The sequence below is a fragment of the Caulobacter sp. GW821-FHT11E10 genome, from assembly GCF_058808375.1.
Genome location: NZ_JBXARP010000002.1, coordinates 484,171 through 509,934, shown reverse-complemented (window position 1 = coordinate 509,934; position 25,764 = coordinate 484,171). Strand labels below are relative to the sequence as shown.

General features: G+C 65.7%; 13 protein-coding genes and 1 pseudogene. 10 read left to right on the top strand and 4 right to left on the bottom strand.

Annotated features, from left to right (window positions below):
- The first annotated feature begins 48 nt into the window (after window positions 1–48).
- The 5 genes from galA to AC1RRV_RS05395 all read left to right on the top strand — a co-directional run bounded on the left by galA (window position 49) and on the right by AC1RRV_RS05395 (window position 9,477).
- Complete coding sequence (gene galA, locus AC1RRV_RS05415; protein ID WP_492858557.1) at window positions 49–2,538, top strand: beta-galactosidase GalA; 2,490 nt, start codon at window positions 49–51, stop codon at window positions 2,536–2,538.
- A gap of 446 nt (window positions 2,539–2,984) precedes the next feature.
- Window positions 2,985–6,089, top strand: a complete 3,105-nt coding sequence (locus tag AC1RRV_RS05410) for a TonB-dependent receptor (protein WP_492858556.1) — start codon at window positions 2,985–2,987, stop codon at window positions 6,087–6,089.
- 97 nt (window positions 6,090–6,186) lie between these two features.
- Window positions 6,187–6,921: a SapC family protein gene (locus AC1RRV_RS05405; protein ID WP_492858555.1), complete on the top strand. Its 735-nt coding sequence runs from the start codon at window positions 6,187–6,189 to the stop codon at window positions 6,919–6,921.
- Complete coding sequence (locus AC1RRV_RS05400) at window positions 6,834–7,958, top strand: cupin-like domain-containing protein (protein WP_492858662.1); 1,125 nt, start codon at window positions 6,834–6,836, stop codon at window positions 7,956–7,958. The genes AC1RRV_RS05405 and AC1RRV_RS05400 overlap by 88 nt, the downstream gene beginning before the upstream one ends.
- 19 nt (window positions 7,959–7,977) lie before the next feature.
- Window positions 7,978–9,477 (top strand): tryptophan halogenase family protein, encoded by a 1,500-nt coding sequence (locus AC1RRV_RS05395; RefSeq protein ID WP_492858554.1) that lies wholly within the window; start codon window positions 7,978–7,980, stop codon window positions 9,475–9,477.
- A 33-nt stretch (window positions 9,478–9,510) separates the two neighbouring features.
- Here AC1RRV_RS05395 and AC1RRV_RS05390 read toward each other — a convergent pair whose 3' ends face one another.
- The 4 genes and pseudogenes from AC1RRV_RS05390 to AC1RRV_RS05375 form a co-directional block, all read right to left on the bottom strand.
- Window positions 9,511–10,812, bottom strand: a complete 1,302-nt coding sequence (locus tag AC1RRV_RS05390; RefSeq protein ID WP_492858552.1) for a glycosyltransferase family 4 protein — start codon at window positions 10,810–10,812, stop codon at window positions 9,511–9,513.
- A gap of 9 nt (window positions 10,813–10,821) precedes the next feature.
- A pseudogene (locus AC1RRV_RS05385) lies at window positions 10,822–11,664 on the bottom strand (FkbM family methyltransferase); the annotation flags it as partial.
- Between the two features lie 653 nt (window positions 11,665–12,317).
- Window positions 12,318–13,952 (bottom strand): hypothetical protein, encoded by a 1,635-nt coding sequence (locus tag AC1RRV_RS05380; protein ID WP_492858551.1) that lies wholly within the window; start codon window positions 13,950–13,952, stop codon window positions 12,318–12,320.
- Between the two features lie 66 nt (window positions 13,953–14,018).
- The gene (locus AC1RRV_RS05375) at window positions 14,019–14,318 is read right to left on the bottom strand and encodes a helix-turn-helix domain-containing protein (protein WP_492858550.1); all 300 of its coding nucleotides are present in this window, start codon (window positions 14,316–14,318) and stop codon (window positions 14,019–14,021) included.
- A 266-nt stretch (window positions 14,319–14,584) separates the two neighbouring features.
- Between AC1RRV_RS05375 and AC1RRV_RS05370 the strand changes: the two genes are divergently transcribed.
- From AC1RRV_RS05370 to AC1RRV_RS05350, 5 genes are all read left to right on the top strand, one after another.
- On the top strand, window positions 14,585–20,782 hold the full coding sequence (locus tag AC1RRV_RS05370; RefSeq protein ID WP_492858549.1) for a hypothetical protein: 6,198 nt from the start codon (window positions 14,585–14,587) through the stop codon (window positions 20,780–20,782).
- A 224-nt stretch (window positions 20,783–21,006) separates the two neighbouring features.
- On the top strand, window positions 21,007–21,678 hold the full coding sequence (locus AC1RRV_RS05365) for a Fe2+-dependent dioxygenase (RefSeq protein ID WP_492858548.1): 672 nt from the start codon (window positions 21,007–21,009) through the stop codon (window positions 21,676–21,678).
- 2 nt (window positions 21,679–21,680) lie between these two features.
- Entirely contained in the window at window positions 21,681–22,406 is a 726-nt protein-coding gene (locus AC1RRV_RS05360; protein WP_492858546.1) for a hypothetical protein, read from the top strand.
- Window positions 22,407–22,437: 31 nt separating this feature from the next.
- Complete coding sequence (locus AC1RRV_RS05355; RefSeq protein ID WP_492858545.1) at window positions 22,438–23,670, top strand: glycosyltransferase family 4 protein; 1,233 nt, start codon at window positions 22,438–22,440, stop codon at window positions 23,668–23,670.
- 349 nt (window positions 23,671–24,019) lie between these two features.
- Entirely contained in the window at window positions 24,020–25,741 is a 1,722-nt protein-coding gene (locus AC1RRV_RS05350; protein WP_492858661.1) for a type I secretion system permease/ATPase, read from the top strand.
- The last annotated feature ends 23 nt before the right edge of the window (window positions 25,742–25,764 follow it).

Sequence of the window (25,764 nt, the reverse complement as noted above, 5' to 3'; positions counted from 1 at the left end):
GGAGGAGGCGTTCGCGCTTCCTCCCTCTTTTTCGTGAGGGCGTTTCCCATGGTCCAGATCAATCGACGCCAGGCTTTGGCCGCCACGGCGGGTGCGGCCTTGCTGGCGAAGACAGCGGCGGCGAACGCGCAGGTCGCGCCGATCGCCTCGGTGGACCTCGGCCCGCGCGAGCGGACCTTGCTGAACTTCGACTGGCGCTTCGCCCTGGGCCATGCCTCCGATCCGGCCAAGGACTTCGGTTTCGGCGCCAACCAGCGCACCTTCGCCAAGGCCGGCGGCAATTCGCCTAACTGGTGGGTGGCCGCCGCCGCCCAGAAGGACTTCGACGACAGCGCCTGGAAGCCGGTGACTCTGCCGCACGACTGGGCCGTCGAGCTGCCGTTCGTCCCGAACCCGGACTACAAGCCTTCAGGCAAGCCCGACGACGAGGACCTGCGCGCCGCGCACGGCTACAAGCCGTTGGGCCGCGAGTTCCCGGACACCAGCGTTGGCTGGTACCGCAAGACCTTCGCCCTGCCGGCCACCGACGCCGGCAAGCGCCTGTCGATCGAGTTCGACGGCGCGTTCCGCGACGCCCTGGTGATCGTCAACGGCTACATCCTGGAGCGCGAGGACAGCGGCTACAGCCCGTTCCGCGTCGACATCACCGACATCGCCAAGCTGGGCGGCGACAACCTGCTGACCGTGCGCGTCGACGCCAGCCTGGGCGAGGGCTGGTTCTACGAAGGGGCGGGGCTCTATCGCCACGTCTGGCTGGTCAAGACCGCGCCCGTCCACGTGCCGCAGTGGGGCGTCTTCGTTCGCGCCAAGGTGGACGGCACGCTCCAGATCGACACCGACCTGGTCAACGACGGCGACAAGGGCCAGGCCTTCGAACTGACCCACGCCGTGCTCGACGCCGCGGGCAAGCCGGTCCTGGCCGTCGCGCCCGTCGCCGATCGCGTCCCGGCCTGGGAGCGCCAGAGCCTGTCCCAGACGGTGACCCTGGCCAATCCGATCCTGTGGTCGCTGGAGACCCCGCACCTCTACACCCTGGTCACCGAGACCAAGGTCGGCGGGGCGGTGGTCGACCGGTTCGTCACCCGCTTCGGCGTCCGCGCGATCCGCTTCGACGGCCAGAAGGGCTTCTTCCTCAACGACAAGCCGGTGAAGCTGAAGGGCAGCTGCAACCACCAGGACCATGCCGGCGTCGGCGCGGCGATCCCCGACGCCCTGCAGGTCTGGCGGCTGGAGCAGCTGAAGTCGATGGGGTGCAACGCCTATCGCGCCTCGCACAATCCGCCGACCCCCGAGTTGCTGGACGCCTGCGACCGCCTGGGGATTCTGGTCATCGACGAAGCTCGCCGGATGTCCAGCGATCCGACCTCGATGGAGGAGCTGGAGCGCCTAGTCCGTCGCGACCGCAACCACCCGTCCGTGATCCTCTGGTCGATCGGCAATGAGGAGCCGCAGCAGGGCTCGGCGCGCGGCGCCAAGGTCGCCACGACCATGAAGCGGCTGGTCAATCGCCTGGACCCCTCGCGCCTGGTCACCGCCGCCATGGACAACGGATTCGGGGAGGGGATCAGTCCCGTCATCGACGTCCAGGGCTTCAACTATCGCCACGAGAAGATGGACGCGTTCCACGAGCGCTTCCCAAACGTGCCGGTCATCGGCAGCGAGAGCGGCAGCGTGGTCACCACGCGCGGCGAGTACGCCCGCAGCGAGGCCAAGAGCTATGTGCCGGCCTACGACACCGACCATCCCTGGTGGGCGACGACGGCCGAGAAGTGGTGGAGCCACGCGGCCGAACGGCCGTGGATGGCCGGCGGCTTCATCTGGACGGGCTTCGACTATCGCGGCGAGCCGACGCCGTTCAACCGCTGGCCCAGCATCAGCTCGCACTTCGGCGCCTTGGACACCTGCGGCTTCCCGAAGGACAACTATTTCTACTACCGCGCCTGGTGGCGGGCCGAACCGCTGCTACACCTCCTGCCGCACTGGAACTGGGAAGGCCGCGAGGGCCAGCCGATCGCGGTCTGGGCGCACAGCAATTGCGACAAGGTCGAGCTCTTCCTGAACGGCAAGAGCCAGGGCGTGCGCGAGGTGAAGCCCAACCACCACGTCGAATGGTCCGTGCCCTACGCGCCCGGCGTGATCGAGGCCGATGGCTATAAGGGCGGCAGGGTCATCCTGCGGGCGCGCCGCGAGACCGCCGGTCCCGCCGCCGCCCTACGCCTGACGGCCGACCGCGCGCGCCTGAAGGCCGACGGCCAGGACGTCGCCATCCTCAAGGTCGAGGTGCTGGACGCCAAGGGGCGCACGGTTCCTCGCGCCGCCGACCTGGTGAAGTTCGAGATCGCCGGCGCCCTGGACGTGATCGGCGTCGGCAACGGGAACCCGACCAGCCATGAGCCCGACGTCGCGAGCCAGCGAATGGCTTTCAACGGTCTGGCCCAGGCGATCCTCCGTACGCGACGGAATCAGCCGGGTCGGGTGAGGGTGACCGCACAGGCCGAAGGGTTGAAGCCTTCCAGCGTCGACATCGACATCGCCTGACGCGCCGCGGCTCCGCCGCACCGCACTCTGACGCACTGAAACCTGCCGCACCGCACACGGCGCGGGGGCGTTGATGCACGCATGAAGCGCGCTGACCTGATCGGAAATTGACAGCGCTTTCCGGAAAAGCCTCAGGAAACCGGTTTCCGTCCTGAAATATCATGCAATTTTAAATTGCAGTGCAAACTGTGGCGACTTTGCGGCAGTGCGAAACGGCCAAAATCACCGCTCCATTTGTCATAAAAATCATCCAAAATGCGCTTGAAAAAAGATTGCTAGCGCTGTCAATTGGCCATTGCGGGCTTCAGCGACCGATGTTACCGCTAACTAGTGTCTCGTGTCCTGGTTGTCATCCGGGGTGCGGGAACGGGAAGAGCGGCCGGAAATGCTTCCGGCTGGAAACAATAACATCGCCCCACAGAGGGCTTTTTTAGGGGGAACGGCCAATGAAGCGGCTTCGTCGCTTGCACGCGTCTGCCTCTTGCGTCGCCATTACGGCGGCCATGTTCGCCAGCTCCGCGCTGGCTCAGCAGACCCAAGACTCCACGGTCGACGAAATCGTCGTCACCGGCATTCGCGCTTCGCTCGAACGGTCGATCGAGATCAAGCGCAGCAACAGCGGCGTCGTCGACGCCATCTCGGCCGAAGACATCGGCAAGTTCCCTGACACCAACCTCGCCGAATCCCTGCAGCGGATTACGGGTGTGTCGATCGACCGCACAAACGGCGAAGGCTCGCAGGTCACGGTCCGCGGCTTCGGCGGCGGCTTCAACCTGGTGACCCTGAACGGCCGCACGATGCCGACCGCCAACGTCGCCACGGTCGGTGGCGACCAGTCGGTCGACTTCGCGGCCGGCACCAGCCGTTCGTTCGACTTCTCTAACCTCGCCTCGGAAGGCGTGACCACGCTGGAGGTCTACAAGACCGGCCGCGCTGGCATCCCGTCGGGCGGCATCGGCGCGACGATCAACGTCAAGACCCGCCATCCGCTGGAAGCCCGCGAGAGCGGCCTCAGCGGCAGCATCGGCGTCAAGGGCGTCTACGACCAAAGCATGGACAAGAAGGTCGACGACTTCGGCCACAAGTTCACGCCGGAAGTCTCGGGCCTGTTGAACTGGCTCGATGAGAGCGAGAAGTTCGGGGTCGCCCTGTTCGGAAGCTACCAGAAGCGCGACTTCACCAGCCGTAGCGTCACGTCGAACGACTGGAACATCCGCACCTACGCCGACTTCATCAACCCGGCGAACGGCTTTGTCCGCAACGGCGGCGCGACCCAGATCACCGGCGCGCCGTCCAGCGCTTCGACCCTGGTCGCGATCCCCAACGACAGCCGCTATCACTTCTCGCAAGGCGAGCGTGAGCGGATCAACGGCCAACTGACCGCGCAATTCCGCCCGGTCGAGAGCCTGACGATCACGGCGGACGCGCTCTATGCGCAGAACAAGTCGTTCGAGCGCCGCAACGACAGCACCAACTGGTTCAACCGTCCGTTCGACAAGGTCACGTTCGACAACAATCCGGTCGTGGCCACCGCCGTCCTGCTGTCGGAAACGCTCAGCGGCACCAAGGACATGGGCTTCGAGCAGCAATATCGCAGCAACGAAGACACCCTGAAGTCCTACGGCCTGAACGCGGCCTGGGACCTGTCGGACCGGTTCCACGTCAACCTGGACGGCCATATCTCCAAGGCCGACTCCAAGCCGAACTCGCCAAACGGTACGACCTCGACCTCGGTGTCCATCGGCGCGCCGATCGTGTCGGCCCACTCGGTCGACTACAGCGGCAAGATCCCGGTCCAGACGATCACGATCAACGACGCCGCCCCCCGCGGCAACGCCAACGGCGCCCTGGACGCCGGCGACCTGGGCAGCCAGGTGGCCCGCACCTCGGCCCAGCGCCAGCAGCACGAAATCAAGGAATTCCGTGCCGACGCCACCTGGGACCTGGACGACAACGGCAGCCGCTTCGACTTCGGCCTCGACTACCGGACCTCGAAAATGGTCCAGTCCAGCCTGAACACCCAGCAGGACCTGGGCAGCTGGGGCATCTCCAGCCCGCGCGACGTGCAGCAGTACGCCAACGGCCTGGTGAAAGCCTTCTGCCTGGCCTGTCAGTTCGACAAGCTGGATCCCAAGCAGAGCGGGGCCGGCCTGGTGTCGTTCCGGGCGAACGCGATCGATCTCTTCAAGGCCATGTCGACGCCCTACGTCGCCAAGGGCAACCCCGTCGGGGTCACGGGCCAGGCCAACAACCGCGTCGACGAGGACATCCTGGCCGGTTACGCCCAGGTGACGTGGAAGTCCGAACTCGGCGGCCATCAGGCGACCCTGGTTACCGGCGTTCGCTACGAAGAGACCGACGTGACGTCGACCTCGCTCGTCCGTACGCCCAGCGGCATCGTCTGGACGGCCGACAACGACTTCCGTCTGGACACGGCCACCACCTACTCGCCGATCTCGGGCAAGGGCAAGTACAGCAGCCTGTTGCCGGCCCTGGATTTCCAGGTCGAGATCCGCGACGACCTGGTCGGTCGCTTCTCGTTCAGCCGGACGATCGCCCGGCCGGACTACGGCAACCTGTTCGCCGCCCAGACGGCCGGCGCGCCGAACCGTCCGATCGCCAACGGGGCCATCCCGCTCGGCACCAGCGGCAACCCCGACCTGGAACCGCTGATCTCGGATAACTTCGACGTCTCGCTGGAGTGGTACTACAAACCCAGCAGCTTCATCACGGCCGGCTTCTTCGAGAAGCGCGTGAACAACTTCGTCGGCACCGGCACGGTGATGCAGAACCTGTTCGGTCTGCGTGACGCGAGCTCCGGCGCGGCGGGCACCCGTTCGGGTACGGCCAAGGCGATCCTGACGGCGATCGGCGCCGACCAGACCGACGTCAACCTGTTCACGATGACGGCGCTGCTGCAGACCACCGGTTCCTCGGCGGCGGCTCAGGCTCAATTCCAGGCCAATCGCGGCGCTGGCGGCGACCTGAATCAGGCCTTCGTGGACGCCATCCTGGCGGCCAACGATATCTCGGCCAACAGCACCGATCCGCTGTTCAACTTCCAGGTCGCTCAGCCGATCAACAACAAGACCGGCAAGATCCACGGCTTCGAAATCGCCGCCCAGCACTTCTTCGGCGACACCGGCTTCGGTGTCTCGGGGGCCTATACGATGGTGCGCGGCGACGTCGGGTTCAACAATGGCGCGAACCCCGCCGAGGACCAGTTCGCTCTGCTGGGCCTGTCGGATACGGCCAACGCCACCCTGATCTACGACAAGAACGGGATCTCGGCGCGGGTCGCCTACAACTGGCGTGACAAGTTCCTGCAAGCCACCAACCGTGGCGGCTCGCGTAACCCGGTCTACGTCGCGCCCTTCGGTCAGCTGGACATCAACGTCAGCTACGATGTCACCCCGAAGCTGGCGGTGTCGCTGGAAGGCGTGAACCTCACGCGTGAAAGCCTGAGGACCTATGGCCGCGATCCGAACCAGCTGTGGTTCGCTCAAGAGCTGGATCGGCGCTTCCTCCTCGGCGCCCGCTACCGCTTCTAGGCCTGGAAGTCTCCTAGGAGCGAAGGAAGGGGTCGTCGCGCTTGCGGCGGCCCCTCTCTTCCTTTGAAGTGCGCGACTGAGCGTGAGTGAGCCGGCTATGAACCGAGTGCTTTTGAACAACGTCGACCACGGCGACCTGCGGGTGATCGCCGCGCATGGCCCGGCGTTCGGCGACGGGATCAACCAGGTCCTAGTGCTGCCGACCGAGTTCGAGGCCGTGCAGCGCGAATATCCCATCCTGATCCGCAAGGACGCGACGGGCGCCTACCAGGCGGTCGCTCTGCTGGGGCTGAACCGGGATGAGAACCTCTTCCTGGACGAGACCGGCTGGAACGCCCGCTATGTGCCCGCCGTCCAGCGGCGCGGCCCGTTCTCGATCGCCCTGCAGCGCAACGAGCGTGGCGGCGAGCCTCGGCCGATGATCCATGTCGATCTCGACCATCCCCGCGTCAGCCGCACCGATGGCGAGCGCCTGTTCCTCCCGGCGGGCGGCCACTCGCCCTATTTGCAGGGGATCAGCCAGGCCCTGGGCCAGATCCACGACGGCCTGGAAGTGGCCGGGCCGATGTTCGCCTTCTTCGACGAGCTTGGCCTGATCGAGCCGATCGACATCGAGATCAAGCTGGACGACCACACCAGCTACGACCTGCCTGACGTCTTCACCCTGGCGCCGGATCGCCTGGCGGCGGTCACCGGCGAAAATCTGGAACGGCTGCATCAGTCGGGCCTGCTCCGCGCCGCCCACTGGATCATCTCGTCGATGGGCAATATCGAGGAGCTGATCGCCCGCAAGAGCCGACTTCGCGCCGCTCAGGAAACGAGCGCGGCATGAACGCGGCCGAGGCGATCTCCCGCCGGACCGTGGAAGTCACGGTCGCGACGCCGGGCGAGATCCCGTTCGAGGCGGTGCTGGCCGGCCAGACGCCGATGATCTTCAGGGGCCTGGTCCGCGACTGGCCGCTCGTCCAGGCGGGCCTGCGATCCGGCCAGGCGGCCCGTGACTATATCCGCGCCCACGACCAGGGCGGGCGCGTGGTCGGCTATACGGGCGACCCCGCCATCAAGGGGCGCTTCTTCTACAACGAGACGCTCACGGGCCTGAACTTCAAGGCCGAACGTGCGCCGCTCGAGACGTTCCTGAGCCATATCGAGGCCGTCGAGGACCGCAACGACGCGCCGTCGATCTATATCGGCTCGACCGATCTCGACGCCTATTTCCCCAGCCTGAAGGCCGCCAACGATCTGGGCCTGGATCCTGAAACGTTCGGGCCGCAGCCGCCGATGGCTGGGATCTGGCTGGGCAACCGCACGGTGGCGGCGGCGCACTACGACATGTCGAACAACATCGCCGTCTGCGCCGTGGGCCGGCGGCGTTTCACCCTGTTTCCGCCGACCCAGGTCGCCAATCTCTATCCCGGCCCCCTGGAGCCGACGCCTGGCGGGCAGGTGGTCAGCATGGTCGATTTCGACCAGCCCGATTTCGACCGCCATCCGCTGTTTCGCGACGCCCTGGCCTCGGCCCAGGTGGCCGAGCTCGAGCCCGGCGACGTGCTGGTCTATCCGGCCCTGTGGTGGCATCAGGTCGAGGCGCTCGACGCCTTCAACGTGCTGGTCAATTACTGGTGGAACGCCTCGCCGGGTTTCGTCGACACCCCAATGAACACCCTGCTGCATGGCCTGCTGAGTCTGCGCGATCGCCCCGATTTCGAGAAGCAGGGCTGGAAGGCCCTGTTCGACTACTACGTGTTCGGTCCCGCCGACCGTGCCGGGGCGCACCTGCCCGAGACCGCGCGGGGACCGCTCGGACCCATGGACGAGCTCAAGGCCCGCCGCCTGCGCGCCCTGCTGCTCGATCGACTGAACCGATAGCGACCGGGGGAGGGACGTCATGACCCAACAAACGATCCGCAAGGTCGTCATCGCGGGCGGGGGCACCGCCGGCTGGATGGCCGCCGCCGCCCTGGCCCGACAGTTGGGCCCGCTGCTCGATATCACCCTGGTCGAATCCGAGGACATCGGCACCGTCGGAGTTGGGGAGTCGACCATCCCCACGGCCCGGACCTTCAACGCCCTGCTCGGCATCGACGAGCCGGAGTTCATGCGCGCTACCCAGGCGACCTTTAAGCTGGGCATCTCGTTCGAGCACTGGGGCGAGATCGGCGACCGCTACATCCACTCGTTCGGCCAGGTCGGCAAATCCACCTGGATGGGCGGCTTCCATCACTTCTGGCTGCAGGCTCGTGAACAGGGCTTCGGCGGCGACCTGGGCGACTACTGCTTCGAGCTGAAGGCGGCCGAGCAGAACCGGTTCTTCACCAGCGAGGACAGCCCGCTGAACTACGCCTACCACCTGGACGCCGGCCTTTATGGCCGCTTCCTGCGGGGCATGGCCGAGCGCGATGGCGCGCGCCGTGTCGAGGGCAAGATCGCCAGCGTCCGTCAGCATGCGCAGAGCGGCTACGTCGAGGCCCTGGTCATGGAGAACGGCGACGTGGTTGAGGGCGACCTGTTCGTCGATTGCACCGGCTTCCGGGGCCTGCTGATCGAGCAGACCCTGAAGGCCGGATTCGAGGATTGGGGCCAATGGCTGCCAACCAACAGCGCCCTGGCCGTCCAGACCCGCTCGACCGAGCCCGCCGTCCCCTATACCCGCGCCATCGCCCACAAGGCCGGCTGGCGGTGGAAAATTCCCCTGCAGCATCGCGTCGGCAACGGCCTCGTCTACTGCAACGAGTTCATGTCCGACGACGAGGCCCACGACCATCTGATGGGCGAGATCGAGGGCGAGACCTTGATCCAGCCGCGGCTGATCCGCTACCGCACCGGCCGCCGCCGCAAGACCTGGGACAAGAACGTCGTGGCCCTGGGCCTGGCCAGCGGCTTCGTCGAGCCGCTGGAATCGACCTCGATCCACCTGATCATGATCGGCGTGACGCGGCTGATGCAGCTGTTCCCGTTCGCCGGCATCAGCCAGGCGGCGATCGACCGCTACAACCGCCAGGCTGATGACGAGCTGGAAAAGATCCGCGATTTCATCATCTTGCACTACAAGGCGACCGAGCGGACCGACACGCCGTTCTGGGATCGTGTCCGTGAGATGGACATCCCCGACAGTCTGGCCCAGCGCATCGCGTTGTTCCGGGAGAGCGCCCAGGTCTTCCAGGCGCCGGGCGAACTGTTCCAGGTCGATTCCTGGCTACAGGTTCTGCTGGGCCAGCGCGTGACGCCCCAGACCTACCACCACATGGGCCGGCTGATGCCGCCGCAGCAGCTGCAGCAGGCCTTGAACGACCTGAAGCGCAATATCGCCGGCGCGGTCTCGCGCCTGCCGCAGCACCAGGCGTTCCTGGACGCCTACTGCGCGCCGCCGGTGAGCAAGAGCGCCTAGAGGGCGTGAGCGGTTTGGCCCGATAGACAGGGTCTAGGGGAGGGGCGCGAACAGCTTCTGCAGCGTCGCGCCGATGCGCGCCGAGGCGGGATCCGTCTCGGCCAGGCCCATGGCCTTCAGCTCCCCGCCGATGCGACGGCCGATGGCCAACAGGGGGCGGCTGGCAAGCTGGGCCTCGGCCAGGGCCTCGACCGCCTCGGCGTAGCGCGAGGCGTTGAGGTTCGCCAACGCCCAGGCGCGGGCGGCCTTGCCGGTCTCGCGGCGCAGGGCCTTGTCGGCGACCAGACGTTCCAAGGTCTCGCGCAGCTCTTCGACGACGATCTCGCCATCGACCTTGAAGACCAGGTCGTCGGGCAATTCGCCATAGAAGCCGGCCTTGGCCACCACCGTGGGGCGGCCGCTGAGCATGCCCTCGCAGGCCGACCCCGAAGCGCCTTCCAGCACCGGCTTGCGCAGGGCGACCATGATGTCGGCCTCGTCCAGCCGCTGGTCGAGCGTGTCATCGTCGACCGCGCCATCGATGACCAGATTTCCAAAGCCCACCTCGGCGGCGACGGCTTGGAGCTTGCCGCGCTCTTCGTCCGAGATCGGACCGACCAGGCGATAGATGCAGGCCTTCAGGGCGTTCGAACCGCCGATCGCACGCAGCACATCGGCGACGCGCTTGTTGGGGTTCATCACGCCGACGGTGGTGATGGTCAGCTGCTTCTTGGCCTTGGGCGGGCCTGGCGGCGTGGCGCGGTCGGGGCAGCATAGCGGCGTCACGGCCACCGGGCCGGGGCAGGCGGCCTCGAGACGCGGCGCGTAGAAGTGGGCGTGGGCCAAGGCGGCCTCGCAGCGGTTCGCCAGCCATTCGGTCATCGGCAGCCTGGCGGCGATGTCGCCCATGTCCAGCATCTGGCCCGAGCGGACGGCGACGGCGTGAGGCTCGGCCTCGGGGCCATAGGTTCCAACGATCTCGGCGTCATGCCGGCGATAGTCCAGGCCGTTGTAGTAGAGCCAGCCCGAGAACAGGTTGTAGATATAGAAGTCGTGGAAGATTCCCAGGCACGGCGCCGCCTCCAGGATCGCGAAGACGCCGGCGTGGAACGGATAGTTGTCGCCGATATTGACGATGACGACGTCGAACTCGCTCCGCAGGCGCGCGAGATTGTAGGAACGCCAGTGATGCACCGGCAGCCGTGTCGGATGCAGCGGCTCGGCCGGATCATTCTGATCCTCGCAGCGTAGGATCTCGACCTGGTGGCCGCGCGCGGCCAGCTGCTTGGCGACCTCGGCGCTGACGCGACCGATCGACGAACGCAGGACGAAGGGCGTGACCCAGCAGATCTTCATGGGAACGTCCTAGCGCTGCAGCAGGCGGCGTTCGGCGTCGCCGCCCGCGCGCACGAAGGCGATATTGGCCGAGACCACCTTGGCCGCGGCCCGGGCGTTGGTCGGCGCGGCCGCGCCGGTGGTCTCGTCGATCATGTAGGGCTTGAAGCCGGCGTCGGCGAAGGCCTTGAACCACTGGGCCGGGGTCTGGCCGACGCGCTTGAGATGTTCGGGTCCGAACTCGGCGACGATGGCCAGGTCCTTGTTCTTGGCGATCAGGCCCGACATGCCGGCCAGGACGTCCAGCTCGGCGCCCTCGACGTCGATCTTGACCACGTCCATGCGCCTTGCCGGCGCGACCTCGTCCAGGCGCACCACCTCGACCTCGACCGTGCGGGCCTCCTCGGCCTCGGGCAGGGCGTAGAGCGAGCTGTGGCCGATGATGTCGCTGACGTGGAACGTCAGCTGGCCGGCCTGGGCGCCCACGGCCTGGTCACGGACTTCGACCCACGACAGGCCATTGATATAGCGCATCTTTTCCAGGTTCGAGCGCGGAATGGCCTCGGGCTCGAAGGCGATGACCTTACCGCCCGGACCCGTGGCCCAGGCCAGGAGCAGGGTCAGGAGACCGATATTGGCGCCGACGTCGGCGACAATCATGCCGGGCTGCACTAGGCGGCGCAGCACGTCGCCGGTGCCGGGCTCGAGGCCCTTGCTGGTCGCGTTGGCCAGCATGGTCACGAAGGTCGGCAGGTTGCTGGGGGCCATGACATAGCCGTCGCGCATGCGGATGGCCGTGGAGTCGCCGTCATAGGCGATCATCGGCCGCGCCTTGATTTCCAGCTCGTCGAAGCGCGGGCCGAACAGGGCGGGGATCGCCTCGACCTGGTCGAAGGTCCGTACGCCGACGGCGTCGATGCTCGACAGCAAGGGGAGGATGTGGCCCGTCTGAGACATCAGATGGCCAGTGTTGGTCTCGATCCGGTCGGCCTGGACCTGCATGGCGTCGAGCCGCGCGCCGAGCCGCGCGCCCTGGCCGTCGATGCGGGACAGGTGATCGGACAGGGCCCGCGCCGTCGCGGCGTTGTCGGCCATCATGGCGTGCAGCAGGCCGTGTGTCGTGTGCAGCTGGTTCTGGGTGTGGTCGAGTTGCATGCGGGCAAGCTGCAACTCGGCGGCCAGTCCGCTCAGCTGGGCGCGGGTTTCGTGCAGTTCGTGCACGACCGAGGCCTGGAGATAGCGTCGCGTATAGTCGGCGGCCCTGCCAAACACCGAGGAGACCAGTCGGCGCGCCAGATGAAACCGTCGGCGCGCGGTCGGTGCGGGGGCGGGATCCGCGTCGGACGCGTCGGGCGCGGCGGAGGCGTGCACGCCTTCGGGGGCGACGACCGGTGCGTCTTTCATGACGGAACGGATCGCCAGATCCAGGCGTGCAGGTCTCACGTCAGTACTTCCTGAACGGGCTTGTGGCCGCGTTCCGCTGATCTTGGAACATGCGCCGCGCCTGGGCGCGTCGCGTGTCTCGTCTAGACCAGAACGCCCCCGTGGAGGAAGGAGGAATGATCGCCAACCAGATTGACCGAGCTTCCGTCGAAGAGGGTGAAGGTGATGCTGGTCAGGTGATCGATGGCGCTGGGATTGTGCAGGACGCGCGAGTCGACGATCGACACCTGCAGGCCGTTGGTCAGGACATCGACATCGGCGGTGTGCGAGATGAAGTAGTCAATGAACTGCTTGACCAGTTCCTGGCTCGCGAAACCCAGCATGGGAGGCGGAGCCGGGGTCTGGGGCGGTTGACTGGGCGTCGGCTCTTGGATCGCCGAGTTTCCGCCGGTCGGGCCGCCCGACGATCCGCCGGTCAGGCCACCGTCTGTAGCGCCGCCCGTCGAGCCACCGGTCAGGCCGCCGTCCGTGGCGCCGCCGCCCGTCGAGCCGTCGCCCGTCGAGCCCGCTCCCGTGCCGTGATCGTTGGGATCGGTCGCGCCGCCGCTCGTCGCGGGCGGCGGTGTGACGACCGCGGGTGTGTCGTGATCGTTGGCCGACGGCGGAGTCACCACATAGTGGGCTCCCCGGGCGATGATATCAGCCAGGGCGTCTGGAAGCTTGTCGACCTCGATGACCGCGATCTTCTGCGCCGGGCCGTCGCCGACCGCGGCGCGCACCAGCTGCACGGCCTCGATGTTCAGCGTATGGGTCCAGTCCAGACGGACTTCGATCGACCATTGGCCGGCCGTCGGGTCGGCCGTGCGCGGAGTCAAGATATCGAAGCCGGTGTCCGTCGGTCCGCCGCCACCGCCGCCGCCCAGGCCCGAAAGGACGCCTGCCGGTGCGTCGACCGTGCTCGGCATGGTCGAGAGCAGAGCCATCAGCGACAGCACCGAAGAGACAGCCTGGGTGGGCGTGTTGTCGACAGCCTGTCCACGGCTGGGGGCGGGGACGAACAGGTCACTGTCCGCGCCGACCACGGCGGTCGCGCCGCCGAAGTCCATCGCCGCCGCGGCGGCCGCGATGCTGGCCGTGGCTTCATGCGTGGCCGACGCCGAGGCCAGGCGATAGTCGGAGGCGAGCAGCGCCGCGGCCAGGACCAGGACCGCTTGGTTGGCGGGAAGGTAGGCCGTGTCGTACGGGGACGGCTGAGCCGATCCCGTCGCGGTCGCCAGGGTCGAGCTCGAACTGCTCTGCAGCAAGACCGGCCGGTTGTGACCGGAATGGGCGTTCGTCGCGCCGCTCTCGGCGGCTCGCGCCTCGCCAGTCTTGAAGAAAGCGGTGCCGACCACGGCGATGAGCAAGGCGGCCGGGTGGATCGAGACGTTGTTGCCTCGCTCCGACCGGCGGATCAGCGGATGGCGGGCGACCATGTTGCGGACGAGGCCCGAGAAATCAACGCCGCGCGCGATCTCTTCATAGGCGGGGCCCGCGATGATGTATTCGCCGTCGATACGCGCGAAGTGGATGACCACCTCGCCGTCGTCGGCGCGGTAGAAGATGAACCAAGGTTCGTCCTCGTCGCTCAGGCCTCGATCGGTGCCGACGCGAATCCCGGCGCGAATGAGTGCGCTTTCAACGCGGTAGAACTCGGCGAGCTCCTGCTGCGTCCAGTCGGCATAGGCCGACCCCTGACGCTGCGGACGCTGAAAAAACGAAATTACCTGCGCAACCATTCGGCGGAAGGTTCCCCACGCCAGTGAACACGACCGGCCCCCACCGGTCGCATAAGGTTAAACGAATTAATTCTCGCTGAATAGGATCTCGTAGGTGATCGGGTCGTAGAACCGCATCAGTTCGCGAACGAACATCCGATGGTCCAGCGCCAGGGCCTGGGCCCAGTCGCGATACCGATCGGGCGGGATGCGACCTCGCCCCGTCTCAAGCTGGGAGATGAAAGTGTAGTAGTCCGCGCCGACCTTGGCGGCGAGCTGCCGTTGAGAGAGGCCGGCGGCTTCTCTCACTTCCTTCAGCCAGCGACCGCCTTCTCGCCGGAGATCTTGGACCTCTGGAGCGCTGCGACGTTGAGGGTTGCCATACATTTCAAATACCTCGCGCTTCACGCCGTGCGCGAAGACACGTCGCCGCGCCCCGCCCCGAGTGAACTCACATGCACTCTATATACATCCTTCCGGAGGGGGGTTCAAGGAACGCGACATAGGAATTTGCTGTACCGGTATGAAAAATGCTGTACCGGCCGAATTTCGGGTATTGTCGACGTATGTCGTTTGCTCTATAGCCGTCGCTGCCCTCATGCGTGCCGAATGGTCGCGGGGGGGTGTGGGATTATCTTTGGGAGACAAGCCACATGGCTTACACACAAGCGCAGCTTCTGACGTTCTTCACGAACGTCAACGCTGGTACCGGTCCGAACCAGGCGCAGCTCGCTGTCCTGAACAACACGATCTGGACCGGGAACCAGACCGGGGGTCTGACGGACAGCCAAGCGCTGCAGGCCGTCATTAACCTGGCTGCCGACGGCACGACCGCTGTCAGCATCGAAACCTACCAGTTCTTCCTCGGCTTCGCGCCGAGCCAAGCTGGCCTGGCCGCCCTGAACGCCGCTTATGTCGGCTCGGGCGCTCAAGCCGGCATGAACTCGGAAAACCGCTTCATCGCTCAGTCGATCTCGCTGGCCACCTCGAACGCGACCGCCAAGGCCGCCTTCTCGGCCGGCTACGGCACGGCCGCCTACGCCACGACGGCGGAAGCCGCCAAGGCGATGTACCTCAGCATCATCGGCTCCTCGGCCGCCACCGCTGCCGGCATCAACATCGACTCGGCTGTCGCTTACCTGACCCGTCCGGAAGCGCTCGCCTACTACAACACCTTCGTGAAGGCGAACGTCCCCGGCCTGGCCGGCGCTGACGTCGAGCTGGCCGTTCGCGCCGCTCTGGCCGGCGTGATCATGAACGCCGCCACGTCGTACTCGACCGCTGGCGGTTCGTACCTCGGCTCGTACGCCACGGCGACGAACAACCTGCTGCTCGACCTGATCACCGACGGCATCCTGACGGCCAACAACGCCTCGGGCATCAACATCTTCACCAGCTACGGCGCTGGTTCGGATCCGACGGCCGGCAAGATCGTCGACCTGACGCCCGCCGCCACCGACATTCTGTCGGGCACGAACGGCAACGACACGTTCATCGGTTCGTGGGGTCAAACGACCACCCTGCAAGCCTCGGACAACATCTCGGCCGGCGGCGGCACCGACGTTCTGCGCGTCGTCACCGACATCAACCCGACCGGCGGCAACAACGCCTTCCCGGCCAACGTCCAGGGCTTCACGGTCGCTGGCGTTGAGGTCGTTGAAGTCCAGGCGCAAAACGCCAACGGCACGACCCTGGGTCTGGAAAACGTCGACGTCGCTCTGACCACGATCCGCTCGAGCTCGTCGAACGCCGCCCTGACGGTGAAGAACGTTGGTCAAGTCGTTGAGCTGCAAATCGCCAACGCCCTGAACAACGCCAACGTCACCGTGGCCTACAAGGCCGCCGCGGTCGCCGGCACCACCGACGTCCAGAAGATCGCTCTGAACGGCAACGCCGTTGGCACGATCAAGGTCGGCGCGAACACCGACAACCTGGCCGGCGCTGGTAACACCGGCATCGAAACGGTCGCCATCACCTCGTCGGGCGCCGCCTCGACGGTGACGGGCATCAACACCGACGCCGCGACCGTCACGGTCTCCGGCGACAAGGCCCTGACGATCACCAACGCTCTGAACAACACCGTGTCGACCATCGACGCGAACACGTTCACGGGCGCTCTGGCTGTGAAGTCGGGCGACGCGGGCGTCCTGACCACCCTGACCGTCACGAGCGGTTCGGGCAGCGACACCCTGGATGTCGGCAACCACACCGGTAAGGCGAACGTCAACGCCGGCGCTGGCGACGACGTCATCACCCTGGGCGCCAACTACACCGGCGACGACACCGTCGCGGGTGGCCTGGGCGCTGATACGGTCGCCGCGACCTCGGTCGGCTCGGTCAACACGGCCAAGACCTTCAACAACACGACCAGCGTCGAGACCCTGGCCTTCACGACCGCCACCAGCGGCACGCTGAACGCCGGCGCCTTCAACGCCACGTCGAACGCGACCGGCACCGGCGCTGCCGCCGCTGGCGTCCTGACCTATGACTTCCAGGACGGCACCAATGGCGGCGTGGTCCTGAACAAGGTCACCGACGCTTCGACCGTGAACCTGAACGCCAAGACCGCGACGACCGGCCTGGCCGGCGCTGACGCCCTGACCGTGACCCACGGTACGGACACGGCCGCTGACTCGCTGAACGTCGTGATCACCACCGACACGTCGGACTACTTCGTCGGCGCTGTCACGACGGGCGACGCTGAAACCCTGAACATCACCGCCAACGACACCAACACGACCGTTACGGACGTGACCGGTACGAAGGTGGACGTGGTGACCATCGCCTCGATCACCGACGGCGACCTGACCACCCTGAACGTTTCGGGCAGCGCGAAGGTTGTTGTGACGGCTCAAGTCACGGCTGGCGCTCTGACCACCGTGAACGCCGGCACCAACACTGGCGGTCTCTCGATCAACATCGACGACGCGGACGACGTTTCGACGGCCACGGCCCAGAACGTCTCGATCACGTCGGGTTCGGGCAACGACGTCATCCAAGTCGGCGGCGCCAACAACTTCGGCGCTTACACGGTTGCTTCGGGCAACGGCGATGACACCATCGTTGTGACCTCGGCCGCTGCCGCGAAGGTGACCCACACCATCACGGCCGGCAACGCCACGGTCGACAGCCCGGTTGACGTCGCTAGCGGCACGATCTTCGTGTCGGGTGGCGCTGACACCAAGACGGTCATCACGGCCGGCACGGGTGGCTGGACTGTCAACACCGCCAGCGCTGGCGGCATCGACAGCATCACGACGGGCGCCGGTAACGACGTCATCAACTCGGGCGCCGGCAACGACACCGTTTCGTCGGGCGCTGGTGACGACGTCATCACCGTCGGCGTGGGCGTTGTCAGCCTCGACGGCGGCGACGGCGACGACACCTTCAACTTCGTCGCTGGTGAGCTGACCTCGGCCGACTCGATCACGGGTGGTCTGGGCGCTGACAAGCTGGTGGTCACGGGTGCGGCCAACATCAACGACTCGGCCTTCAACAACTGGGTCGGCGTTGAGCAACTGAACCTGGACAACAACTCGACCGTCACGATGAACGCCATCGCCAACGCGAAGTCGTTCACCACGGTCAACCTGTCGGGCGGCGTCAATGCCGTGAACCTCGGCGAAGGCTTCACCAACAATCTGACGGTGAACCTGGCTGGTGGCGACGACACCGTGAACGCCACGACCGCTCCGGGCGCCGTGACCGTCAACGGTCTGGCCGCCAACATCGGTGCGAACGACTTCATCACCGGTGGCACCTCGTCCAGCGACGTCCTGAACATCAAGGCTGACAACAGCCGCGCTGATCTGGTGAACCTGCGCGCGGTCGAAACGGTCAACGTCACGGTCGGCGCTGCCGCTACCGACGACGTGATCATCGACCTGAACAGCGACGCCGTGATCGCCGCTAACGGCACGCTGACGGTTTCGGCCGCTGGCCTGACCAACACGGGCGCGACGGCTACGCTCGACGCTTCGGACATCGTCACCAGCACCAAGAAGGTTGTCTTCACCGGCGGCGCCGGCGCTGACACCGTCTACGGTGGTGCGGGCGCTGACTCGATCTCGGGCGGCGGCGGCGCTGACATCCTGTTCGGTGGCGCTGGCGCTGACCAGCTGACCGGTGGCGCTGGTGCTGACCAGTTCACCTACTCGGCCCTGGCTCAGTCGTCCTCGACCACGGCGGACACGATCGTTGACTTCGTCTCGGGCACCGACACGATCGTCGTCAACAATCCGCTGCTGCTCGGCGCGCTGAACTTCGCTGGTAACTTCGACACCTTCGGCGCTGCTCAAGGCGGCACCAAGGAACTCGATGGCATCATCGATTACGTGTACCAAAAAGACACGAACACGCTGTGGATCGACCTGAACGACGACGGCACGCTGAACGGCAACGACCTGCAGATCAAGCTGACGGGCGTCACCGCTCTGAAGGCTGGTGACGTGGTTGGCGGTGCGGTTCTGTCCTCGTCGGCCGTGAGCTTCAGCGGCTCGGTGGTGAGCTACAACGCCACGAAGGCTGGCCTGACGGTCAACGACGTCGTGACGGTCACCGATACCTCGGCGAACCTGCAAGGCGCTCCGCTGTCGGCTCTGCTGGCCGACACGAAGGTCGACAACATCGACTCGACGGAAAACGGCGTGGCCCTGGTGATCACGGCGGCTCAAGAAGCGGTCTCGGCCAACATGGCCAAGCTGCAAGCCGGCGACACGATCACGGTTTCGGACACCACCACGAACATCCAGGCTAGCCTGGCTGCTCTGCTGGCCGACGCCAAGGTCGACAACATCGACTCGACGGAAGCTTCGGCGATCAACATCTCGGTCGCTCAGCGCAACGTCGTGGCGAACATGAACAAGCTGCAAGCTGGTGACACCATCACGGTGGCCGATACCTCGGCCAACATCGGTGGTTCGCTGAGCGCGCTGCTGGCCGACGCCAAGGTCGACAACATCGACTCGACGCAAGACGGCGTGGCGTTCAACGCCTCGGTCGCCAACGTCACCGGTGCTCCGAACCTGGCCAAGCTGCAAGCCGCCGACACGATCAACGTGTTCGACAGCACGGCGAACATCCAAGGTTCGCTGGCCGCTCTGTTCGCCGAAGTTAAGGTCGACACCATCGACTCGACGGAAGACAGCGTCGCCCTGGTCCTCACGGCTGCTCAAGAGCAAGTCGCGGGCAACATGGCCAAGCTGAACACCGGCGACACCGTCACGGTGAACGACACCACGGCCAACATCCAAGCCGTGCTGACCGCCCTGCTGGCTGACACCAAGGTCGACAACATCGACTCGACGGAAAACGCCACGGCGATCACGATCACCAGCGCTCAAGAAGCGGTCGCGGCCAACATGGCCAAGCTGCAAGCTGGCGATACGATCACCGTCGCTGACTCCTCGGCCAACATCCAAACCACGCTGACGGCCCTGATCGCCGACGCCAAGGTCGACAACATCGACTCGACGCAAGACGCGACGGTGTTCAACGCTTCGGTCAACAACATCCTGACGGGTGTTGGTAAGCTGCAAGCCGCCGACACCATCAACGTCTCGGACACCTCGGCGAACATCCAGGCCCAACTGGCCACCCTGTTCGCTGAAGTGAAGGTCGACACCATCGACTCGACGGAAACCGCCGCCCTGACGATCTCGGCTGCTCAAGAAGCGGTCGCGGCCAACATGGCGAAGCTGGTTGCCGGCGACACCATCACGGTGTCGGACACCTCGGCCAACATCAACGGCGCTCTCGCCGCTCTGTTCGCCGACGTGAAGGTCGACAACATCGACTCGACGGAAAACAGCGTCTCGATCGACATCACCGCCGCTCAAGAAGGCGTGGCCGCCAACATGGCCAAGCTGCAAACGGGCGACACGGTGACGGTGGTCGACACCTCGGCCAACATCGGCGCTTCGGTGACCGCTCTGTTCGCCGACACCAAGGTTGACGCGATCAACTCGACCGAAGACGGCGTTGGCTTCAACGTCACCTCGGCTCAAGCGATCGTGGCCGGCAACGTGGCCAAGCTGCAAACCGCTGACACGGTTGTGGTTTCGGACACCTCGGCCAACATCCAGACCAACCTGGCCGCCCTGTTCGCCGAAGCCAAGGTCGACACCATCGACTCGACCGAAGCCACGACGATCAACATCACGGCGGCGCAAGCCACCGTGGCGGGCAACGTCGCCAAGCTGGTCGCCGGTGACACCATCACGGTGGCCGACACGAGCGCCAACATCATCGCCAACCTGACGGCCATCGCGGCTGAAGCCAAGTTCGACGCCCTCAACGCTTCGGACAACGTCTTCAACCTGTCGGCCGCTCAGTTCACCACCCTGACCGGCGGCTTCGCCATCGTCGACGGTGGCGACCTGGTGAAGGTTTCGGCCTCGACCGGTCTGGACATTTTCGACTTCGCCGATGCCCAACTGGGCACCGCTGCGGTCAATCTGGCCTACACCGCTGCTAACCAGTCGAAGACCTTCCTGTTCTCCGACGCGGACGCCAGCACCTCGCTGACGAACGGCGACACGTTCACCTTCGCTTCGGCGCCGGACGTGGTCACGGGCTTCACGACGGGCGGCACCGACAAGGTCGACCTCTCGACCTTCAACGTGGTTCAGGCCGTTGCCGGCGTGACGTTCACCGCCGATGGCGCGGGCGTCGCGGACGGCACCTACCAGATCCTCCGCGGTACCCTGGCTGGTAACGTCTTCACCTACAACGCGGCCGGCGCTGACGCCCTGGTCGTCTGGGACGGCAACGTCACGGGCGGTTCGGTGACGACGGTCGGTACGGTCTTCACGGGCGTGGGCGCGGGCTTCTCCGCCGCCGACATCCTCTAAGACCACTGAGTACCAGAGGGAGCCGGTTCGCCGGCTTCCTCGAACTCCCAAAGATTGGACCCTGTCCCACTTCGGTGGGGCAGGGTTCTTTTTTGCCGTTTCTGCCGCCCAGCTCAGGCCTGGCTCAAGCCGGCCGCGAGCCGCTTTCACGCTCGTTTCGGATTGAACTGCCTGGACGAATGCGCTTGATGGTCCCGGGTTGAGTCATGGGGAAGCGCGGGTCGATGACCTATGCACGGTTCAAGTTGTTCGACGCGGATACGGCGCTGGGCTGGGCCCGGCAGGCCGGCGAGGTCGGTTATATCGACGGCAAGATCTCGGCCACCGGCAAGGCCAAGGACATCAAGAACAACAGGCAGATGACCCATGAGAACGGCGGCGCCGCCGTCCTCTCGCAGATCGAAGAGTTCCTGCTGACCAGCGCTCTGGTCCACGTTCAGGCCTTCCCGAAATACGTGGTCGGCTTGATGATCAACAGCTACGGGCCCGGCGAGACCTATGGCTGGCACGTCGACAATTCGACCATGAACGCCGTCGGCCGCCGCTGCCGGACCGACTTCAGCTTCACCATTGCGCTCAGCCGGTCCGACGCCTACGAGGGCGGCGAACTGCAGTTCTACGAGGGCGAAACGCTGCAGAGCATTCGCCTCGAACTGGGCGAGATGATCCTCTATCCCACCGGCATGCTGCACCAGGTGACACCCGTGACGCGCGGCGAGCGCACCTCGTGCGTGGGCTGGTTCCAGTCCTGGATCCAGGACAACGACGTGCGCCAGGCGCTGACGAAGCTGCGGGCGCTGAACCTGGAATGCGAGCGCCTGGAAGGCTTTCCCAAGGTCATGAGCCTGCGCCAGGGCGAGGCCTTCCACATGCTGTTCCGACGGTTCGCGAGCTGATCATGCAACACAGCTATTTCGAGTTCGACCGTCGCAAGGCCCCGCCGGAAATCCTGCAGCACTCGGCCAATATCCACCTGAGCAGCGCCGGCAAGCTGATCGGCGTCGCCATGTCGGTGCTGGAGAGCCAGGGCTATTTCCAGAAGGGCGGGCTGGAGTTCGGAACTGAGCCTCGGCCGCTGCTGACGCTGTCGTTCCTGGACTTCCTGAGCTGCCAGGACCTCTCCGACCACGCGATCGTCGAGCTGGGCAGCGGACAGTCCACGCTCTACTTCCAGAAGGCGTTCAAGGCCGTCCATTCGTACGAGACCGACGCCAACTGGCTTGAGCAGCTGCGTCCCCGGATCGCGCCGAACGTCTCGCTGACCGGCCTGCCCGTGGAGCAGATCGAGGCGTTGGATTTCGAACTGCCCGCCGCCCAGTGGCTGCTGATCGATTTCGCCGGCAAGCGGACGAAGTTCATCCGCAGCCTGGTGTCCCGCGTCTCGGCCGACCAGCTTCCGGACTATGTCGTGCTGGACAACGCCGAATGGTACCGCAACGGGGCCAAGATCCTGGCTGAGCACGGCTATCAGGAGATCCCGTTCGCGGGCCTGAAGAGCTTCCAGTCATTCGTCTCGGTCACCAGCCTGTTCATCCGCAGGGGCGCGCCACTCTTCCGAGCGAAGGACGTTCTGGACGTTCCCTATACGCGCCCGGTGGATAATCCCTGGGACAGCGAGCTCTGAGGCCGCTTCGCGCCGGCGGCCGATCGCGCCCATGAACATCCTCATCATCCACCAGAACTTCCCCGGCCAGTTCAAGTCGCTGGCGCCGGCCCTGGCGCGCGACGGGCATACGGTGGTGGCGATGACCACCCAGAAGGTCGGGGTCGCCGAATGGCGCGGCGTCAGACTCTATCCTTATGCGACGAAGCGCGGGACGACCCCCGGGGTGCATCCGTGGCTGGCCGACTTCGAGACCAAGACCATCCGGGGCGAGGCCTGTTTCCGCGCCGCCCTGGCGCTGAAGGCCGAAGGCTTCTCGCCCGACGTGATCATCGCCCATCCGGGGTGGGGTGAAAGCCTGTTCCTCAAGGAAGTCTGGCCGCGGGCCCGGCTGGGCGTCTACTGCGAGTTCTTCTATGCCCCGACCGGGGCGGACGTCGGTTTCGATCCGGAATTCCTCGTCGCCGATCCCGGAGACGCCTGCCGGCTGCGCCTGAAGAACCTCAACAGTCTCATGCACTTCCAGGCCGCGGACGCGGGAATCAGCCCGACGCACTGGCAGGCCAGCACCTTCCCCGAACCGTTCCGCGGCCGGATCAGCGTCATCCACGACGGTATCGACACCAACGCGATCGCGCCCGATCCAGCGGCCAGCCTGACCCTGAACGGCGACCTGACCCTGACGCGGGATGATGAGATCATCACCTTCGTCAATCGCAACCTCGAGCCCTATCGCGGCTATCACGTCTTCCTGCGGGCGCTGCCGGAGATCCTGAAGCGGCGACCCCAGGCGCGGGTGCTGATCGTCGGTGGCGATGGGGTCAGCTATGGGGCCAAGGCGCCGGCCGGGGCGAGCTGGAAGGACATCTTCATCGACGAAGTCCGGCCTCGCGTTTCCAACGAGGATTGGGCCCGCGTCCATTTCCTGGGGAACATCGCCTACAAGCACTTCATCCCGCTGCTGCAGCTGTCGCGGGTCCATGTCTACCTGACCTACCCGTTCGTGCTCAGTTGGAGCCTGCTCGAGGCCATGAGCGCGGGCTGCGCGATCGTCGCCAGCGACACCCAGCCGGTGCGCGAGGCGATCGTCCATGACGAGACGGGACGCCTCACGGACTTCTTCGATGTCGCCCGGTTGGCGGACGAGGTCTGCGGTCTATTGGCGGATTCGGCGGCCCGATCGCGTCTGGGGGAGGCGGCGCGGCGTTTCGCCCAGACTCGCTACGATCTCGACACCGTGTGCCTGCCCCGGCAGTTGCAGTGGGTTGAGTCGATGGCGAACTAGATCGGCTGTCGGTCCCGGATTTCGAATCCTTTGGGGAACTTCAAAAGCCGGCCGGTGGCCATGTTTTATCTTGCGGCGTTGAAGAGAAATTCAAAGGCCATGAGTTTCGCCGCATTTTGGCCTTGTTATTTCAGGTTTTGATACACTTTTCCCTTAAGGCGAAAGGCTTCACAACTGACGGGTTACTTATCGGCGGCGGGAATAGGGCGGAGTATTGGTGGCCTTGCGTTTGAACACGGAAAGTGATTTAGCAAGCCACCGCTGCCTCCGTCGCGCGGCCGGGGCGTCGCCAATGTCCTGTCGGGGTGACAGATACGCGCGTCACGTGTAGTCGTTAAGGCTCGAAATGCTGTTCAATCGCTCTGGCGCCAAGCCTACCATTCTGGATCAGGCCGTAAGCGTGACGAAGCCGGCGGTAATCACCGCCATGGTCTTCAGCTTCTTCATCAACATCCTGGCGCTCGTCAGCCCGATGTACATGCTGCAGGTCTATGACCGCGTGCTGTCCAGCCGGAACGTGATGACTTTGGTCGCCCTGACGCTCATCTGCGTCTTCCTGTTCGTTGTTTATGGCTTCCTGGAAGCGCTGCGGACCCAGGTCCTGGTGCGCGGCGGCCTCAAGTTCGACGCCAAGGCGCGCGATCCCATCTTCAAGTCGGTGCTCGACTCGACCCTCACGCGCCGTGGCGCGGGCGGTCAGGCGTTCCGCGACATGGACCAGGTCCGCGAATTCATGACCTCGGGCCTGATCGCGTTCTGCGACGCGCCCTGGACGCCGGTGTTCATCGTGGTCTCGTGGTTCCTGCACCCGTTCTTCGGGATCCTGGCGATCATCAGCTGCATCATCATCTTCGTTCTCGCGGTCATGAACGATCGCGCGACCAAGACCCCGCTGGGCATGGCCACCATGGCCTCGATCGCCGCCCAGAACGACGCCAGCTCGACGCTGCGCAACGCCGAGGTCATGAAGGCCATGGGCATGTGGGGCGGCCTGCAAACCCGCTGGCGCGTGCGTCGTGACGAGCAGGTGGCCTGGCAGGCCGCCGCCAGCGACTCCGGCGGCGCCGTGATGTCGGGCATCAAGGTCTTCCGTCAAATCGTCCAGACTTTGATCCTCGGTGGCGGCGCCTATCTCGCCATCCAGGGCAAGATCTCGCCGGGTTCGATGATCGCCGGCTCGATCCTCGTCGGTCGCGCCCTCGCGCCGATCGAAGGCGCGGTTGGCCAATGGAAAGGCCTGCTCGGCGCTCGTGGCGCTTGGGACCGTCTGCAAACCATGCTGCGCGAGCAGTCCTCGACCGCGGAACACATGCCGCTGCCGGATCCGCGTGGCGTCCTGTCGTGCGAAGCCGCCTCGATCACGCCTCCCGGCGCGCAAACCCCGACGGCCCGTCAGATCAGCTTCCGCGTCGACGTTGGCACTTCGCTGGCCATCGTCGGTCCCAGCGCGGCGGGCAAGTCCTCGCTGATGCGCGGCCTCGTCGGTGTCTGGCCGTGCGTCGCGGGCGTCGTCCGCCTGGACGGCTATGACATCAAGCAATGGGATCCGGAGAAGCTGGGTCGTCACGTCGGCTACCTGCCGCAGGACATCGAGCTGTTCACCGGCACGGTGGCGCAGAACATCGCCCGCTTCACCGAGTACGAGTCCCAGGACGTCATCGACGCGGCCAAGCTGGCCGGCGTCCACGAGATGATCCAGACCCTGCCGGGCGGCTACGACACGCCGATCGGTGAAGGCGGCGCCTCGCTGTCGGGCGGTCAACGTCAACGGATCGCCCTGGCGCGCGCCGTGTTCCGCTTGCCGGCCCTGCTGGTGCTGGACGAGCCGAACGCCAGCCTGGACCAATCGGGCGAAGCCGCCCTGGTCGAGGCCTTCAAGGGCCTCAAGGCTGCCAAGCGGACGGTCATCTACACCACGCACAAGCTCAATCTCCTGGCTCAGGCCGACTACATCATGGTCATCAACCAGGGTGTGATCTCCGACTTCGGCGAGCGCGACCCGATGCTGGCCAAGCTGACGGGAGCGATGCCGCCCCCGACGCCGCCGGCGCCGATCCCGAGTGCTCACTGATCCGCTGACCGAGTTCCAACGGC